Genomic DNA, 16,977 nt, shown 5'->3' with positions numbered 1-16,977 from the left:
TATGAAAAATCTGCTATTAATCATTCTCACTTTTTTTGCGGTTGTAAGTTTTACGCCGCAAAAAGTATCCGCAAACAATCCGTTTTCGCCGGCAATTGTGGTCAATGGAGAGATTATCACGCATTATCAAATAACCCAGAGGGCACGGCTGCTTCAGGTTTTGAACGTGCCCGGCAACCCAAAATCTTTAGCGAGAACGCAGCTTATCGAAGATAGTCTCAAACGGTCGGCTGCAGCCGAGCTGTCAATCGTTATTACAGAGGCAGAATTGCAAGCTGGGATTGAGGAATTTGCGGGGCGAGCCAACTTGAATGCTGATCGGTTTATACAAGAATTGGCCAATCTGGGTATCGATAGAACCGCATTTGAGCAATTCATAAAAACCTCTCTATTGTGGCGCTACGTGGTTCAAGCTAAGTTTGGCGCGCGCAGCCGCGTTACAGATGAACAACTTCAAAGGGCGGTTCAAAGCGCAGGCGATGGGTCAAACGTGCGCGTTTTATTGTCTGAAATCATTTTACCGCTTCTGCCAGGGCAAGAGCAGCAAACGCTTCAAACGGCAGAGGCTATTAAAAATCTGACCGGGTTTGATGCCTTTTCAAAAGCCGCAAAACGATATTCTGCAGCCCCCTCGCGTGACATGGGTGGCCGCGTCAAGTGGCAGGATTTAAACAGCTTGCCAACGGTTTTGAAGCCCTTGATATTTGGCCTGGCGCCTGGTGAGGTCACCGAGCCTTTGCGCGTGCCCAACGCCGTGGCCCTGTTTCAACTTCGGGCGATAGAAGAAACGGGATATGCATTCTCATCCTCTGGTACAATTGATTATCTAACCTATGAATTTGAGCAATCCGACCTCGACACATTGCAGCATCTTAAAGCAAAAATCGTGCATTGCGATGACCTTTATGCAGAAGCGGAACGATCGCCCACGCACGTGTTTTCGCGCAAAAGCATGCCTGTAAAAAACATTCAAACCGAGTTGGCTGAAATCTTAACCCTTCTTGACCGACATGAAAAATATTTCTTTTCCAAAGACGGCAAGAGCACTTTGGTGATGCTATGCGCACGAACCGATCTGGCCTCTCAAACATCGCAGAATCTCGATGCTATTCGAACTGGCCTGCGCAATAAACGGTTAGAGAGTTTCGCCGCCGGATATCTAGAAAACCTGCGCCAAGACGCGCGTATCATCGAAAAATGACCCGCACGCCAATCGTTCTGACATGTGGAGATCCAGCCGGCATTGGCCCAGAACTCGCGGTCAAGACCTGGAATATACTCAGGAATGAGCTGGTATTTTTCTGGATTGGAGACCCGCGCCACTTGCCGACTGGATCCCGCTTTGTTGAAATATCCAAACCCAGCGATGCCGCGGCGGCAATGCAAACAGGCTTGCCTGTTTTACCGCATAGGTTTACCGCTTTGGCCACTCCTGGGGTGCTTGATCCACGCAATGCACAGGATGTGATCAACGTGATCGACCAAGCTGTGCAGCTTGCAAATACGCATCAAGTGGCAGGCATTTGCACCGCGCCAATACATAAAAAAAATCTGCAAGACGGCGCGGCGTTTCAATATCCGGGCCATACAGAATTTCTGGCCGATTTGGCAAATGTCAAAGATGCTGTAATGATGCTGGTCAGCCCGTCTTTAAGGGTTGTACCCGCAACGATACATATTCCATTATCCGAAGTTAGCCGACAACTGACGCCAGCCTTACTGACCAAAACAATTCAAATTACCGCTCAAGGTCTGAAAGATCATTTCAAAATTCAAACGCCGCGGATTGCCGTGGCGGGGTTAAACCCGCATGCCGGTGAAGGGGGCAAAATTGGCCGTGAAGATTTAGATCTAATAACGCCCATTCTTGAAAGGCTGAATGGTCAGCCGGCACTCCTAACCGGGCCACATTCGGCCGATACGCTTTTTCATGCGGCTGCGCGCCAGCATTATGATGCGGCGATTGCAATGTATCACGATCAAGCGCTCATTCCGATTAAAACGTTGGATTTTGATCAAGGCGTGAATTTAACACTGGGTCTTCCCTTCATAAGAACCTCTCCTGATCATGGCACGGCCTTGGATATTGCCGGCCGCGGCATCGCCAATCCAGGCTCTTGCGTCGCAGCTTTGCGCTTGGCCGAAGAATTAGGGCAAAAACGATGAGTGCAATCGATAATTTACCCCCATTGCGCGAGGTAATCTCAGCCCATCAATTGACCGCCCGAAAATCTCTCGGACAGAATTTTCTACTTGACCTTAACCTAACCGCAAAAATTGCCCGACAAGCCGGCGATTTAAGCGCTTGTGACGTTTTGGAGATTGGTCCTGGCCCAGGCGGTCTGACCCGCGGCTTATTAAGCGAGGGTGCGCGTAGGATATTAGCCATCGAAAAAGACAATCGCTGCCTACCAGCGCTGAAAGAAATTGAAAAAGCGTTCCCGGGCCGCTTGCAAGTGATCAATGAAGATGCGCTTCACCTTGATCCAGCCAAATACTTGACCGCTCCGATCAGAATAATCTCCAACCTTCCTTACAATGTTGGAACCGAGCTGCTTATACGCTGGCTTACGCCTCCCAATTGGCCGCCTTTTTGGAAAAGCCTCACCCTAATGTTTCAAAAAGAGGTCGCGCAAAGAATCGTGGCCCAGCCCGGCAGCAAGGCCTATGGGCGGCTTGCCATTCTGGCTCAATGGCGCAGCGAGGTAAAAATTGTGCTCAACCTGCCCCCCGATGCGTTTACCCCGCCCCCAAAAGTGTCCAGCGCAGTTATTCATCTTGAGGCGTTGCAAACGCCCCGCTACGAGGCCGATCAGAAGGCTTTAGAAAGCCTTGTGGCGGCCGCCTTCAATCAACGGCGCAAAATGCTACGCTCTGCCTTAAAGGGGCTAAGCCCTGAAATTGAAGATCATTTAAAAGCAGCTGGGCTTAGCCCAACGGAACGCGCAGAACAAGTTTCTTTGGAAGAGTTTTGCGCTTTGGCACGACAGCTAGAAGCCGCCTATGGCAGTAACAGCACATCCCAAGCCTAATTCAATCTTTGCGTCAAAAAGTTTTAATCAACTTCTGGCAATGCATTTTCAGTCGGAGCGGACTTGGGCGCCCGAGGTTTGAGCGGAACGCGGGGTTTGCGCGCCGGTTTTGGCGCTTGTGTCTCATTCGGCTGCTCAGGTTGAAAAGGTGGTGCTAAACCCGCATCTTCATCCATGATCGGCATGCTCGAAACCTCGGGTTGTTCCTCTTCATGCGCCGCAGTACTGAAACCACTGGACTCACTCATGGTTTGCGAGGCATCTTCTTGGCGCTCTTGACGTTCGCGATCGCGTTCTGCCTGACGTTCACGGTTCTCACGCTCTTGCTGTTCGCGACGTGCATCTTGCTCGCGCTGCGCTTCGCTGAGTAAGCGCAAATAATGTTCGGCATGTTGTTGAAAGTTTTCTGCCGCAACCCGATCATTGCTTAACTGGGCGTCACGCGCCAATTGATTATATTTTTCAATAACTTGCTGTGGCGTTCCGCGCACTTTGCCCTCTGGTCCTGAGCTCTCGAACACGCGATTGACGACATTACCAACGGAACGGTTGCGATTTTGCTTAGACCGCGAACGGGGTTTAGATGATCTCATAGGTAGCTTTCCAGCCTTCATTCATTCTTAATGTTATGCAGCGTTGATTTTCTATCAGAGACAGTTGCCAAAAGCGATGCGGGCTATGATACGACGGAAACCAAGTGTTTCCATTCTCAATGCGCATGTTTAACCTTACCGTTAGGTTGCTGACAAGGGAATATTCGAAAAATCCACAAATTTTCTTAATTTTTGCTAAAAATTTAAACAAATTTGGCCTTTATCGCGCACACAACCCGATCTAGCCCATTCAGATCTTGGATTATTTCGATTTCCTTAAGCCCGTTTGACGCAAATAACTCACGCACCGCCTCACCTTGCCGAAACCCAATTTCAACCAATAAGCGCCCACCTGGTTTAAGATAACCGATCGCATCGCGTGCTATGTTTTGATAAGCTTGCAACGCATCACGCCCTGGACTGAGCGCAATCATTGGATCGTAAAGCCGCACATCGGGATCTAAATGGGGGATCTCATCCTCTCCAATATAAGGAGGATTGGACAAGATAAGATCGAATTGCCCGCTTATAGCCTCAAACCAATCGCTTTTTTGCGCTTGAAATCGATCGGAAATCTCAAGCTGCACAGCGTTCCTTTGCGCGATAAGAAGGGCTTTTTCACAAATATCGGCGCCAACGGCCAGCGCGTCCGGCCACTCAGATAAGAGTGTCAGCACCAAGATTCCGCTGCCTGTTCCAAGGTCCAAAATGCGATCCGCTTTTTGTTGCAGCGCCAAATTAACAAGCACCTCGCTATCGTCTCGAGGATCCAGAACATCGGGGGATATCTCAAACCAACGGTTCCAAAACTGCCGTTTCCCCAAAATCCTCGAGACAGGCTTAAAGCTGCGCCGTTGCTCAATCATGCTTTCAAAATGATCTTGTTGCTGTTTTGATACGTGATCTAAGGCTTTCAGCGTAACTTGCGCCGTGTTTATATCCATTGCGGCAGCCGCCAAAAGGCGCGCATCCCGCCCGGCAGTGTCAATATCTGCTTGTTTGAGTTTTTGCTGACCCAGCGCCAACAAGTCGCGTAGAATCATGCGTTTAGCTCGGCCAGCAAATTGGCCTGCGCATCCGCGACAAGCGCATCAATCATTTCATCGAGGTCGCCCTGCATCACTTGATCAAGTTTATATAACGTCAAATTGATCCGGTGATCCGACATCCGCCCCTGCGGAAAATTATATGTACGAATTCGCTCTGAGCGATCGCCTGATCCCACTTGAGATTTACGATCTGCCGAGCGCTCACCATCCACGCGCTGACGCTCGAGATCATATAAGCGGGTTTTCAACACCTGCATGGCGATTTCACGATTGCGATGCTGCGATTTTTCAGAACTGGTAACCACCAGCCCTGTCGGCAGATGCGTGATCCGAACGGCTGAATCGGTGGTGTTGACATGCTGTCCCCCTGCCCCTGAACTGCGCATCGTATCAATGCGAAGATCATTCGAAGAAATTTGAATATCAACATCTTCGGCCTCGGGAAGCACCGCAACGGTGGCAGCCGAGGTGTGAATGCGCCCGCCGCTTTCCGTTTCTGGCACGCGTTGCACCCGATGCACGCCACTTTCATATTTGAGCCGTGCAAATACCGCTTCGCCCTTCACATGCGCAACAACTTCTTTGATGCCGCCCAATTCCGTTTGTTGCTCTTCGATGATTTCAAAATTCCACCCGCGCGTATCGCAATATCGTTGATACATCCGCAACAGATCACCCGCAAATAAAGCGGCTTCTTCGCCCCCCGTTCCGGGCCTGATTTCTATGATAGCAGGGCGTGCATCTGCGGCATCTTTGGGCAACAAAGCGAGCTGCAATTCACTTTCAAGTTTTGGCAAGCGCGCCTTTAAGCGCGGCAATTCCTCTTCTGCCAAACTTCGCATATCTGGATCATCCAGCATATTCGTGGCGTCTTGAATTTCTTCAAGCGTCTGAAAATATTCTTCAATACTGTCGATAACGGGCTTTAAATCAGAATATTCGCGGCCTAGCTTGGCAATCTCATCCCCAGATACGCCATCATTCATTTTGGCTTCCAGATACTGAAAGCGCTGCTGGATCAATTGTAATTTATCGACAGGTACCATGGCTGAGATGTGATATATTCCCTGCTGCAGGTCAAGGGCTGTTCTGCCTCGCAAATCACGGCTGCAGGGAAAGTCAAACGCGCGTTGCGGCCCAGATACAAATCAATTCAAGAGCTATATGTGCGCCGGCAACCGCGGTCGCGCCGCTGGTATCATATTGCGGAGACACTTCCACCACATCGCCCCCCACCATATTGATGCCCGCTATATCGCGCAGAATTGAGGCCGCCTGCCGCGAGGATAGCCCCCCCCAAACCGGCGTACCAGTTCCCGAGGCAAATGCAGGATCAAGGCAATCAATATCAAAACTGAGATAGGTAGGCTTATTTCCCAAAATTGTTTTAATTTTTTGCGCAACCGCTGCCGCGCCCATCTCTTCAACCGCGCGCGCATCGATAATATGAACGCCCAGCGTATCGGCATTATGCGTGCGAATGCCCACTTGCACCGAGCTCTCAGGATCAATCAAGCCAAGCTTCACAGCTTTGTAAAACATAGTGCCATGGTCAATGCGATCTATTTGATCATCTGGCCATGTATCAGAATGCGCATCAAATTGTAGCAAGGAAAGCGGGCCGTATTTTTCAGCGTAAGCCTGCAAAATCGGAAAACTGATATAATGATCGCCGCCCAAAGCAATACTGGCCACATCCGCTTTCAAGATCGTTTCAATATGCTGCTTTAAACGTTTCGGAAACGCCGCCACATCGGCATAATCAAATGCCAAATCGCCATAGTCTACGATGTTAAACAAGCTCATTGGATCAAAGTCCCACCCGTAGGGCGGGTCAAAGGGCTGCAAGCTGCTGGCCTCTCGAATGGCGCGTGGGCCAAACCGCGCGCCAGGGCGATTGGTGACGGCCTGATCAAAAGGAATTCCGGTAACCGCCAGATCAACCCCGCTTAGATCTTTTGTATACCGACGCCGTAAAAATGACGTGGCACCGCCAAACGCGTTCTCAAAACTAAGCCCTTTATCGTCGTGGCGGGTAAACGCGTGGTCTATTTGAGTTTTTGACTCGCTTAGCGCCATAATAAAGTTCCTTTTTGTGAATCATGAACGGGTGGTAAGATTACCCTAAAGGTTGGGCATTTTCCACCAAACGCGCAAAGAACGACGCGCCATAAGGCGCAGCGTCATCGTTGAAATCATAATTTGGGCTGTGCAAGCCAGCGGCCTCTCCGATCCCAAGAAACAGATAAGCACCCGGGCGCTTTTGAAGCATATAGCTAAAATCTTCTGCGCCCATTTCCTGCCCTGCATTTTCTAAAACATTCCCATCAGCCGCGACTTGGCGCGCCACATTGGCCGCGAATGCAGCCTTTTCTGGATCGTTAACTGTGGGGGGATAGCCTTCTTCATAGACAAGGCGCGCGTCAACGCCATAGCTAGCCGCCTGCCCCGCAACAATCTCGGCCATACGGCTCTTGACCATATTTTGAACCTCAGGGTCAAACGTTCGAACCGTGCCGTTTAAAAAGGCAGTTTGCGGTATAATATTTCCAACGGTGCCGCTGTGAATTTGGGTGACCGAAACCACAAGCTGGTCAAACGCCCGCGCATTTCGGCTGACAATCATTTGCAAAGCTTGAGCAATCCCTACTGCCGCAATCACGGGGTCTTTGGTATCTTGAGGATAAGCCCCATGCCCACCCTGACCTGTGATATGAATATCAAAATTATCAGCCCCTGCCATAATCGGGCCCGGCATCGTATAAAAACTGCCCAAAGGATGCCCCGGCGCATTGTGGATCCCATAAACCTGATCAATTTCAAACCGATCCAAAATACCTTCATTCACCATAATTTCGGCGCCGCCATTTTGCTCTTCATCGGGTTGAAAAATCAACGCCACCCGGCCTTTGAAATTGCGCGTTTCCGCGAGGTATTTTGCTGCTCCGAGCAACATGGTTGTATGCCCATCATGCCCGCAAGCGTGCATTTTTCCGGGCTCTTTTGAGCCCCAGTCAACGCCTGTTTCTTCACTGAGAGGCAATGCATCCATGTCAGCACGCAAGCCAATTGTTGGACCAGGAGCCTGCCCTTCGATAATCGCAACGATCCCAGTTTTTGCAATGCCTTGATGAATTTCAGAAATTCCAAACGCGCTAAGCTTATCGGCGACAAATGCCGCAGTTTTATGGCATTCAAGCCCCAATTCGGGCATTTGGTGTAAATGCCGCCTCCAGCCTTTCATATCATCAGCAAAGGCGGCAATACGGTTAATCACCGGCATCTTGTTATCTCCTTTAAGGCAGGGTTTAAACAACATCAGATAGCAAGAATGAAAGGCACGCAATGGGCTTTGATAAAAATATTATTTCTGATCCCAAAGGCGGTATGCCGCGGCTTTTGGAAATCATGCGCGCGCTGCGCAATCCAGAAACCGGATGCCCGTGGGATATTGAGCAAAGCTTTGAAAGCATCGCGCCCTACACGGTGGAAGAAGCCTATGAAGTGGCGGATGCAATTGCCCGCAAAGATTGGGATGACTTGCGAGATGAGTTGGGCGATTTATTGCTCCAGGCGGTCTATCACGCGCAAATCGCTGAAGAAAAAAACCTATTTAACTTTGATGACATTGCCAATGGGATCAGCGATAAAATGCTGCGCAGGCACCCGCATGTGTTCGGTGATGAAAGCCGCGAGAAATCGAGTGTAGAACAAACGCAAGATTGGGAGAAGCTGAAGGCGGCCGAGCGGGTCAGCAAATCCAAATCAGGCGCTTTAGACGATGTGGCCTTGGCGTTGCCCGCATTAATGCGGGCGGTTAAATTGCAAAAACGCGCCGCGCTGGTGGGGTTTGATTGGCCCGAAATTGGGCATGTTTTGGAAAAAATCAAAGAAGAAGCGGCCGAGTTGGTTGAGGCACAGAGCACGTCAGATCAGGCCCATATGGCGGAAGAATATGGCGATTTATTATTCGTAATGGTAAATTTAGGGCGACATTTAAATATTGATCCCGAAGACGCGCTGCGCCAAGCAAACGCGAAATTCACCCGCCGTTTCAGGCATATTGAAAATGAGCTAAACAAATTGGGAAAGACGCCACAAAGCAGCAGCCTGACCGAAATGGACGCGTTTTGGGAAGAGGCGAAAGCACGAGAAAAGCGCAGCAACGCCTAGGCCTAGCAATCGCTTACAGCGCCCCGACCCCAATCGTCTGCAACAGATAAACACGCCCAGCCTCTGCTGTGAACCCGATAACCGCCCGAATGAAATTAAACCTTTCGCGCCGTCAAGCCCGGAGGCACTGCAGCATTCCGGCTTGCCCTTAAAGCCAACACCAGTCTATCCTGATACGTCAACAAATGGAAAAATTATGACAAAGCGTAAAATCATTATTGATACCGATCCTGGCCAAGACGATGCAGTGGCTATTTTGGTGGCCTTGGCCAGCCCGGATGAACTTGAAGTTCTTGGCATCACGGCGGTTGCAGGTAACGTGCCGTTAGAGCTAACGCAGAAAAATGCGCGTATCGTTTGCGAATTGGCTAATCGATCCGATATGCGGGTATTTGCAGGCTGTGATCGCCCGCTCGGGCGGCGATTGGTAACCGCCGAGCATGTCCATGGAAAAACTGGTCTGGATGGGCCCAGTTTGCCCGATCCAAAAATGCCGCTTCAGGATGAACACGCGGTTGATTTCATCATCAGGTCGCTGCGCGAAGCGGCGCCCAAAACCATTACCCTCTGCCCATTGGGGCCCCTAACAAATATTGCCACTGCGTTTCAAAAAGCGCCTGACATCGTTCCAATGGTGCAGGAAATTGTACTTATGGGTGGGGCCTATTTTGAGGTTGGCAATATAACACCAACCGCAGAGTTTAACATTTATGTTGACCCAGAAGCTGCTGATATTGTGTTTAAATCAGGCGTTCCAATTGTTGTGTTGCCGCTTGATGTGACGCATAAGGCATTGGTCACTAATGATCGCAATGATGCGTTTCGCAATTTGAACACGCCGGCCGGCAGAGCGGTGGCGGATATGACAGATTTTTTTGAACGGTTCGACAAAGAGAAATATGGCAGCGCTGGCGCACCGTTGCATGATCCATGCGTAACCGCCTATTTACTGCGCCCTCAGCTGTTCTCGGGCCGGCATATCAATGTGATGATCGAAACCCAATCTGAATTGACCCGCGGGATGACAGTGGCAGATTGGTGGCGGGTCAGCGAAAGGCCCCCAAATGCCACATTTATTGGCGATTTAGACGCGGATGGTTTTTTTGAGTTGATTACCGAGCGCATTGGGCGCTTATAAAGGCGCGGTTTCGGCAACAGTCTTTAGGAACAAGCCAAAGGTCAAAATTTATGAGCACTCCGGTTCAAATTCCCTTTGACAACAGTTTTGCAAAGCTGCCTGCAGGATTTTACACAAAGCTGCCTGCAACGGCCGTAAAAGCCCCGAAGATGATTGCTTATAATCAAGGCTTGGCCAAAGACCTTGGTATAACAGGCGGCTCAGAAAGCACTTTGGCGGAGATTTTTTCAGGCAATCAAATGCCAGCCGGGGCCGAGCCGCTGGCGCAGCTTTATTCCGGGCATCAATTTGGCCAATATAATCCTCAATTGGGCGATGGGCGTGCACTATTGCTGGGCGAAGTGCTCTGTCCAGATGGGGCGCGGTTTGACATCCAATTGAAAGGCGCGGGTCCAACGCCCTATTCGCGCAATGGCGATGGTCGGTCTTGGCTGGGCCCAGTTTTGAGAGAATATGTGGTTTCAGAGGCCATGCACGCTTTGGGCGTTCCGACAACCCGCGCCCTGGCCGCAGTGGAAACGGGCCAGCCTGTTCTGCGCGAAGCCGTTTATCCCGGAGGCATTTTAACCCGCGTTGCCAAAAGCCATCTGCGCGTAGGAAGCTTTCAAGTATTCGCAGCCCGACGCGACATAACCGCCTTACAAACCTTGTTCGAATATACGGTGGAGCGGCATTTTCCACAGGCTCAAAGCCCAGATGCGCTTTTGAACGCCGTGATCGATCTGCAGGCTCGTTTGATAGCCAAATGGATGGGCTTGGGTTTTATACATGGTGTGATGAATACGGATAATTGCCAGATTGCGGGGGAAACGATTGATTATGGCCCCTGCGCTTTTATGGATATATATCATCCCGACCAAGTGTTTTCCTCCATCGATCGCACCGGGCGCTATGCCTATAGCAATCAGCCCAACATCATCGTTTGGAACATGGCGCAATTTGCGACGGCTCTTATTCCCTTGATGCCCGATGCAGAGGCGGCCATAGATCGCTTCACGCAAAATATTCATGCCATGCCCGATTTGATCAATACGTATTGGCTGCGTGAGTTTGGGGCCAAAATCGGATTGAAAACACCCCAACCCGAAGATTTTGACCTCATCAGCGCGTTATTGACGCTTATGGCAGAAGGTCAGGCAGATTTCACCAACACCTTTCATGCCCTGGCCAACGGTAAGCCGGAAAATGAATTTACAGATCCCCACCCCTTTGAAGACTGGCGTCAAAAATGGCAAATGCGTTTAAAAGACGAGGCAGATCCGCATTTGCTGATGCAGTCGAAAAACCCTGCACTTATTCCACGCAACCATAAGATAGAGCATATGATCACCGCAGCTGTTACGGGGGATTACACCCAATTTCACCGCTTGAACGCTGCATTGTCTTCCCCGTTCACCGCCTCTGATGATTTTGAGGACCTTAGACAGCCACCAGAAATGCATGAGAAAGTAACCGCAACATTTTGTGGTACATAGAAAATCAATGAACTTCTTGCATAGTAGCGGCGGAAATTTCACCGACGATTGACCAATATCAAACCAATTGTGACCAAGCCCAGAGATAAAATTACCGTCGCATTTAAGGCCTCGCCCAGCACGATCCACCCAAAAACCACACTAAACATGGGTGATAAAAAGCTAAAAGATGCCACAGAGGACGCTTTATAAACCTTAATCAGCCAAAACCAGAAGGCAAAAGCAAAGCCCGCGATTGCAACGATTTGAAAGCTCAAGCCCAAAACATGAACCAACTCAGGTTGCCGCAGGCTGGGCCCAAAAAAAGGCGCAAACATTAAAAGAACCGGCGCTGATATCAATAGCTGGATGAACAATTGGGCCTCTGGCTTCTCGTTTGACAGCGCTGTTAATCGCACGCAAAGCGCCAAGCTCGCCCAACCAAGCGCACCGGCCAAAGCCAGAATATCCCCCCATATACGGGTCTCTGTCGCGGCTTCATGATCCGCCAAAACCCAGATTACGCCGGCCATAGCAATCAGCAATCCAACGCTGCGCTGCAAAGTAAGGCGTTCGTTGGGCAATAGAAAATGTGCGCCGATCGCAAGCCATATAGGCATGGAATAAAATAAAATACTGGCCCGCGCCACGCTGGTAAAATCTAACGCCAAAAACAGACAGAAAAACTCGAAGGAAAACAGCAAACCGAGGCCAAGGCCCGGAAGAAGAACGCGGCGCGCCAGAACGATGGGAATGCCGCGCCAATACATCCATGCCCAAACAATCAATAACCCGCCCAGAGATCGAATGCCGGCCGCAAAAACTGGCTGAAACCCTTGATTTGTAACCTTGATGACGATCTGATTAAACGCCAGTAGAAGCGACAAGCCCACCAAAAACACGATGCCTTGTGCATCAACGCCTTTTTTAGCTGACATCTTTTAGCACCAATACCGTTTTCTGCTTTGCTGGCCTGCCTCGCAAAATTCATTCATCTCTGCAGTTGACAAAGGTCAAGCTGCAGAGCGCGCAGCTTTTGATTTGCGGCGCTGACGCGCGCGTTGTGCCCCCGTCATGCTCGGCTTTGCAGAATGCCCCCCCTGCGAGTTAGATCCTGAGGGTTTGCGGCGGCGGTTTCCGCTTGGACGGGCGCCGTTTTTCTTTCCTGCTGGAATTTCAATATCTTCCCAAGGGCGGCCTGAACCAATAGGAATGCGCAGCGCCATCAGCTTTTGAATTGCCTTTAATGCATCCATTTCATCCGGCGCGCAAAACGCAACGGCTTGCCCCGCAGCGCCGGCGCGCGCCGTGCGGCCTATGCGATGCACATAATTTTCCGGAACATCGGGCAAATCATAATTGTAAACGAACCGCACATCGGGAATATCGAGCCCGCGCGCCGCAACATCTGTGGCCACCAAGACTTTGATAACCCCCTCGCGAAAGTCGCGTATGGCGCGATCCCGTTGCGATTGTGATTTATTTCCATGCACAGAGCCTGCCGAAAAGCCACTTTTATGCAGCGTTTTGAGCATTTTTTCCGCGCCGTGCTTGGTGCGCGAAAATACCAGCGCCAAATCACCTTCATGGGTTTTCAAACGTTCGATCAAAAGATTCATCTTTTCGGCTTTCGCCACATAATGCACAGATTGATCAATCTTATCCGCCGCTTTGCCTGGCGGTGATACTTCAACTCTTACCGGCGATTGGAGATAACTCGCGGCCAATTCATTCATTTGCTTGGGCATCGTTGCCGAAAACAACATCGTCTGGCGCTGTTTTGGCAGAAGACCTGCGATTTTCCGCAGGCTGTGAATAAAGCCCAAATCCAACATTTGATCTGCTTCATCCAAAACCAAAAAACGGGTATCGCTGAGGGAAAGCGCTTGCCGGTCAAGCAGATCGATCAACCGGCCTGGGGTAGCAACGATAATATCTGAGCCACGCGCCGCGCGGGCGATTTGGGGCCGAATTGAAACGCCTCCGACCACCAAGCCAATCTTCATCGGAGAATTAACCACCAAAAGCTTTATCGAATCGCTGATTTGCTTTGCCAATTCGCGCGTGGGCGCCAAAATCAACCCGCGCACCATTTTGGCGTTGGGTCGCCCCGTCATCTCGGATAATTGCGTCACCAATGGCGCACCAAAAGCGAAGGTTTTGCCAGTTCCCGTTTGCGCCAGCCCCAAAACATCCTTGCCGTTCAGCGCATGCGGTATCGCGTGCGATTGGATGGGCGTTGGTTCGTGAATACCCGCAGCTGTTAATTGTGCCACCAAACCTTTGGGCAGACCCATTTCTTCAAATAACGTCACTCTGTTCCTTTTCTGGCGCAAGGTCTTGCCCAACGCCCTAACCTCAAAACCCACGCGGCGCATCACAACGCTGCAGGCCTGTTCACAGACAAGAAACCCCGCTCAGAATGAGAAGAGGTTCTTCATCTTATTATGCGCCCACGCGTGATTTTGGGAACGGTGCAATCTTCAAATTTGTCTTTTCGCCATTTATCTTTTTACGATAACGGCCGGCAATCTGCTCACGCGACAGGAAGATTTGTTGGCACTGCATGCACCTATTCTTTGCATAAAGTCAACCCTTACCCATGAGCAGGTCAAGTAGCAAAATTAATCTAGGCTTTGCAGGTTGAAAAAAATAATTTAAAGCCCTGCCTAACGAAGAAAGGACGTGTCATGTCAGACAGTATAATGGACCGCTGTGAAGCCATAGCGCTGCGCATGACTGGCCAGAGGCGCATTATAGCGGGCGTATTGGAAGAGTCTGATGATCATCCCGACGTAGAAGAATTATACGCGCGCGCTTCGGCTTTAGATGCGGGAATTTCGATCGCAACCGTATATCGAACTGTCAAGCTTTTTGAAGAGGCCGGCATTCTTGAGCGCGTTGAATTCGGCGATGGGCGCGCACGCTATGAAGATGCAGAACGCGATCATCACGATCATCTGATCGATTTAAACAGCGGAAAAGTAATCGAATTTTTAGATCCGGAAATAGAAGCCCTGCAGGAAAAAATTGCGCAGAGACTGGGCTATCGCTTGAAGGGCCATAAATTAGAGCTGTATGGCGTGCCGATTTCAAAACCAGAATAACCCCGCCATTGACATCTCAGACGGCATCAATGACTGCTTGGCGTCATATGCGGCACGTTCAGCTTGCCGGGCCCATTTCATAGATCGAGCACTTAATGGACAACCTTCGCGCAATCATATTCATGTGCTTGGCTATGGCAGGCTTTGCGCTTGAAGATTTCATCATTAAGATCATCGCAGAAGAGACCCCCGTCTCTCAGGTCTTGATAACGATCGGCTGCTTGGGAACGGTTTTATTTTCGATCATTGCCTTGGCCGTCAAAGCTCCGATTTATAGCGCGGATATTTTAACCTTTCCGGTTATTTTCAGAAGTATCGCGGATCTTTTTGGCGCTTTGTTTTTTGTCACGGCCATCGCGCTTACACCTTTGGCAATCGCCTCTTCCATTTTACAAGCAACACCGCTGGTGGTGACGCTGGGCGCGGCGGTGTTTTTGAAAGAACGGGTTGGATGGCGGCGCTGGACCGCGTCTTTGGTCGGATTTGCAGGGGTTTTGCTGATCTTGCGGCCGGGCATGGCGGGGTTTCAGCCAGAATCGCTTTTCGCCGTGCTTGGCGTGCTTTGCTTATCAGCCCGAGATTTGGCAACGCGGGTCATGCGCGCGCAGCTCTCCTCAGTTACGGTATCGATCTATGCTTTCGTTGCCACCACCTGCGCAGGTGTAATTGCATTGCCATTCACGGGCCCTTTCACCCCCTTGCAGAACGTGAACTGGTTTTTATTTGCATGCGCCGTTCTGATCGGATGCTTTGCATATTTCACGCTGATTTCAGCCACGCGCATCGGCGATGCCTCAGTGGTTTCGCCATTTCGCTATTCCCGCCTTATTTTCGCGCTTGCTTTGGCGATGGGATTTCTCGGCGAGCGACCTGATTCAACAACCTTCATCGGTGCGGCTATCATTTTAACCTCCGGAATATATATCTTTTGGAGAGAGCGGGTTTTGGACCGCAAAACTGGCTAACCAGCGCATCTAAGCATAAATTCCGCACAAATTTCATTGCCGGATTACGGCTCAGTTAGCGCAGCGCGCCTAAAACCGAGATCTAATGCATTCACTTTCCAACCCGAAGCTGCTAAGCGCCCTTTCGATACAATTAAGAAAGAAAGCATCCAAGCATGAGCCTGATCCTAGATATATTTGCCCGCGAAATTCTTGACAGCAGAGGCAATCCAACAGTTGAAGTCGATGTTCTGTTAGAAGATGGATCAAGCGGGCGCGCCGCAGTGCCCTCAGGCGCCTCAACCGGCGCACATGAAGCGGTTGAAAAGCGCGATGGCGATACAGCGCGCTATATGGGCAAGGGTGTTTTACAAGCAGTCGATGCTGTCAACGGTGAAATCGCAGACATGTTGGTTGGATTTGACGCGCTTGACCAGCAGGCGATTGACACAGCGATGCTGGAATTGGATGGAACTGCGAACAAATCACGCTTGGGAGCAAATGCAATTCTGGGCGTTTCATTGGCGGTGGCGAAAGCCGCTGCAGATTTCAGCAATCTTCCACTATATCGTTACGTTGGCGGAACCGCAGCCCGAATTCTTCCTGTGCCCATGATGAACATAATCAATGGCGGAGAACATGCTGATAATCCCATTGATATTCAAGAATTCATGATTATGCCGGTTGCCGCCAATTCGATCCGTGAAGCCGTGCGCATAGGCTCAGAGATTTTTCACACATTAAAAAAAGAGCTTACCAAAGCCGGGCTTTCTACCGGGATCGGAGATGAGGGCGGTTTTGCCCCAAATCTAAGCTCAACCCGTGATGCATTGGACTTTATCTTACAGGCGATTGAGAAGGCGGGTTACAAAGCGGGTGAGGATGTTTATTTGGCGCTAGACTGCGCCGCGACTGAATATTACCGGGACGGAAAATACCACATGAAGGGTGAAGGTGTAACTCTTAGCTCGGAAGAAAATGTGGCGTATTTAACGGCGCTTGTGAATGACTATCCGATCATCTCGATCGAAGATGGGATGGCTGAGGATGATTGGGCAGGCTGGAATGCGTTAACAGAGGCTCTGGGTGCCCGTATACAGCTTGTGGGGGATGATCTTTTTGTAACCAACCCCAATCGCTTAGCCGATGGTATCCGCCAAAAAAGCGCCAATTCAATGTTGGTGAAGGTCAATCAAATTGGCAGCCTGTCAGAAACCTTAAAGGCGGTGGATATGGCGCATCGCGCCGGATTTACGAATGTTATGTCGCACCGCTCGGGCGAAACAGAAGACACAACGATCGCTGATCTGGCCGTTGCCACGAATTGCGGTCAAATAAAAACCGGGTCTTTGGCGCGCTCGGACCGCTTGGCAAAATACAACCAGCTGATCCGTATCGAAGAAGAATTAGGGGATGTTGCCGAATATGCCGGGCATTCTATCCTGCGCGGATAATCTGGGCAGGTCCAGACGATCGATCACGCTCGG

General features: G+C 50.4%; 16 protein-coding genes. 9 read left to right on the top strand and 7 right to left on the bottom strand.

The annotated features are described in order from the left end of the window. The first annotated feature begins 1 nt into the window (after window position 1). Genes GN241_08580 through rsmA form a run of 3 tightly spaced genes read left to right on the top strand, consistent with a single transcriptional unit; the run spans window position 2 to window position 3,032 of the window. The gene (locus GN241_08580) at window positions 2–1,201 is read left to right on the top strand and encodes a peptidylprolyl isomerase (protein ID XAT57418.1); all 1,200 of its coding nucleotides are present in this window, start codon (window positions 2–4) and stop codon (window positions 1,199–1,201) included. Further along, window positions 1,198–2,166: a 4-hydroxythreonine-4-phosphate dehydrogenase PdxA gene (gene pdxA / locus GN241_08575; GenBank protein ID XAT57417.1), complete on the top strand. Its 969-nt coding sequence runs from the start codon at window positions 1,198–1,200 to the stop codon at window positions 2,164–2,166. The genes GN241_08580 and pdxA overlap by 4 nt, the downstream gene beginning before the upstream one ends. Continuing rightward, a complete protein-coding gene (rsmA, locus tag GN241_08570) occupies window positions 2,163–3,032 on the top strand; it encodes a 16S rRNA (adenine(1518)-N(6)/adenine(1519)-N(6))-dimethyltransferase RsmA (GenBank protein XAT57416.1) in 870 nt (289 codons plus the stop codon). Before pdxA ends, rsmA begins: the two co-directional genes overlap by 4 nt. A 23-nt stretch (window positions 3,033–3,055) precedes the next feature. On the opposite strand, the gene GN241_08565 is transcribed toward rsmA, so the two are convergent. From GN241_08565 to GN241_08545, 5 genes are all read right to left on the bottom strand, one after another. Next, a complete protein-coding gene (locus GN241_08565; protein XAT57415.1) occupies window positions 3,056–3,625 on the bottom strand; it encodes a DUF4167 domain-containing protein in 570 nt (189 codons plus the stop codon). 203 nt (window positions 3,626–3,828) lie between these two features. Beyond that, window positions 3,829–4,668 (bottom strand): peptide chain release factor N(5)-glutamine methyltransferase, encoded by an 840-nt coding sequence (gene prmC, locus GN241_08560; protein XAT57414.1) that lies wholly within the window; start codon window positions 4,666–4,668, stop codon window positions 3,829–3,831. Beyond that, window positions 4,665–5,720: a peptide chain release factor 1 gene (gene prfA / locus GN241_08555; GenBank protein XAT57413.1), complete on the bottom strand. Its 1,056-nt coding sequence runs from the start codon at window positions 5,718–5,720 to the stop codon at window positions 4,665–4,667. The genes prmC and prfA overlap by 4 nt, the downstream gene beginning before the upstream one ends. 73 nt (window positions 5,721–5,793) lie before the next feature. Then, entirely contained in the window at window positions 5,794–6,753 is a 960-nt protein-coding gene (gene speB / locus GN241_08550) for an agmatinase (protein XAT57412.1), read from the bottom strand. Between the two features lie 40 nt (window positions 6,754–6,793). Further along, window positions 6,794–7,957: an amidohydrolase gene (locus tag GN241_08545; GenBank protein XAT57411.1), complete on the bottom strand. Its 1,164-nt coding sequence runs from the start codon at window positions 7,955–7,957 to the stop codon at window positions 6,794–6,796. A gap of 62 nt (window positions 7,958–8,019) precedes the next feature. Between GN241_08545 and mazG the strand changes: the two genes are divergently transcribed. The 3 genes from mazG to GN241_08530 all read left to right on the top strand — a co-directional run bounded on the left by mazG (window position 8,020) and on the right by GN241_08530 (window position 11,460). After that, on the top strand, window positions 8,020–8,847 hold the full coding sequence (mazG, locus tag GN241_08540; GenBank protein ID XAT57410.1) for a nucleoside triphosphate pyrophosphohydrolase: 828 nt from the start codon (window positions 8,020–8,022) through the stop codon (window positions 8,845–8,847). Window positions 8,848–9,043: 196 nt separating this feature from the next. Continuing rightward, a complete protein-coding gene (locus GN241_08535; protein ID XAT57409.1) occupies window positions 9,044–9,985 on the top strand; it encodes a nucleoside hydrolase in 942 nt (313 codons plus the stop codon). A 50-nt stretch (window positions 9,986–10,035) separates the two neighbouring features. Then, entirely contained in the window at window positions 10,036–11,460 is a 1,425-nt protein-coding gene (locus tag GN241_08530; protein XAT57408.1) for a YdiU family protein, read from the top strand. A 38-nt stretch (window positions 11,461–11,498) separates the two neighbouring features. Here GN241_08530 and GN241_08525 read toward each other — a convergent pair whose 3' ends face one another. Together GN241_08525 and GN241_08520 are read right to left on the bottom strand one after the other, a co-directional pair. Beyond that, window positions 11,499–12,377: an EamA family transporter gene (locus GN241_08525; protein XAT57407.1), complete on the bottom strand. Its 879-nt coding sequence runs from the start codon at window positions 12,375–12,377 to the stop codon at window positions 11,499–11,501. A 75-nt stretch (window positions 12,378–12,452) separates the two neighbouring features. Further along, complete coding sequence (locus tag GN241_08520; GenBank protein ID XAT59229.1) at window positions 12,453–13,736, bottom strand: DEAD/DEAH box helicase; 1,284 nt, start codon at window positions 13,734–13,736, stop codon at window positions 12,453–12,455. Between the two features lie 393 nt (window positions 13,737–14,129). Between GN241_08520 and GN241_08515 the strand changes: the two genes are divergently transcribed. From GN241_08515 to GN241_08505, 3 genes are all read left to right on the top strand, one after another. Continuing rightward, window positions 14,130–14,546, top strand: a complete 417-nt coding sequence (locus tag GN241_08515; GenBank protein ID XAT57406.1) for a transcriptional repressor — start codon at window positions 14,130–14,132, stop codon at window positions 14,544–14,546. A gap of 95 nt (window positions 14,547–14,641) precedes the next feature. Next, window positions 14,642–15,511 carry an EamA family transporter gene (locus tag GN241_08510; GenBank protein XAT57405.1) on the top strand — a complete coding sequence of 290 codons (870 nt, stop codon included), beginning with the start codon at window positions 14,642–14,644 and terminating at the stop codon, window positions 15,509–15,511. Window positions 15,512–15,666: 155 nt separating this feature from the next. Continuing rightward, window positions 15,667–16,944: a phosphopyruvate hydratase gene (locus GN241_08505; GenBank protein ID XAT57404.1), complete on the top strand. Its 1,278-nt coding sequence runs from the start codon at window positions 15,667–15,669 to the stop codon at window positions 16,942–16,944. Window positions 16,945–16,977 lie beyond the last annotated feature (33 nt).

It is taken from the genome of Rhodobacteraceae bacterium IMCC1335, from assembly GCA_039640495.1.
GTDB lineage: Bacteria > Pseudomonadota > Alphaproteobacteria > Rhodobacterales > Rhodobacteraceae > Thalassovivens.
This window is presented reverse-complemented; position numbering and strand designations above follow the sequence as displayed.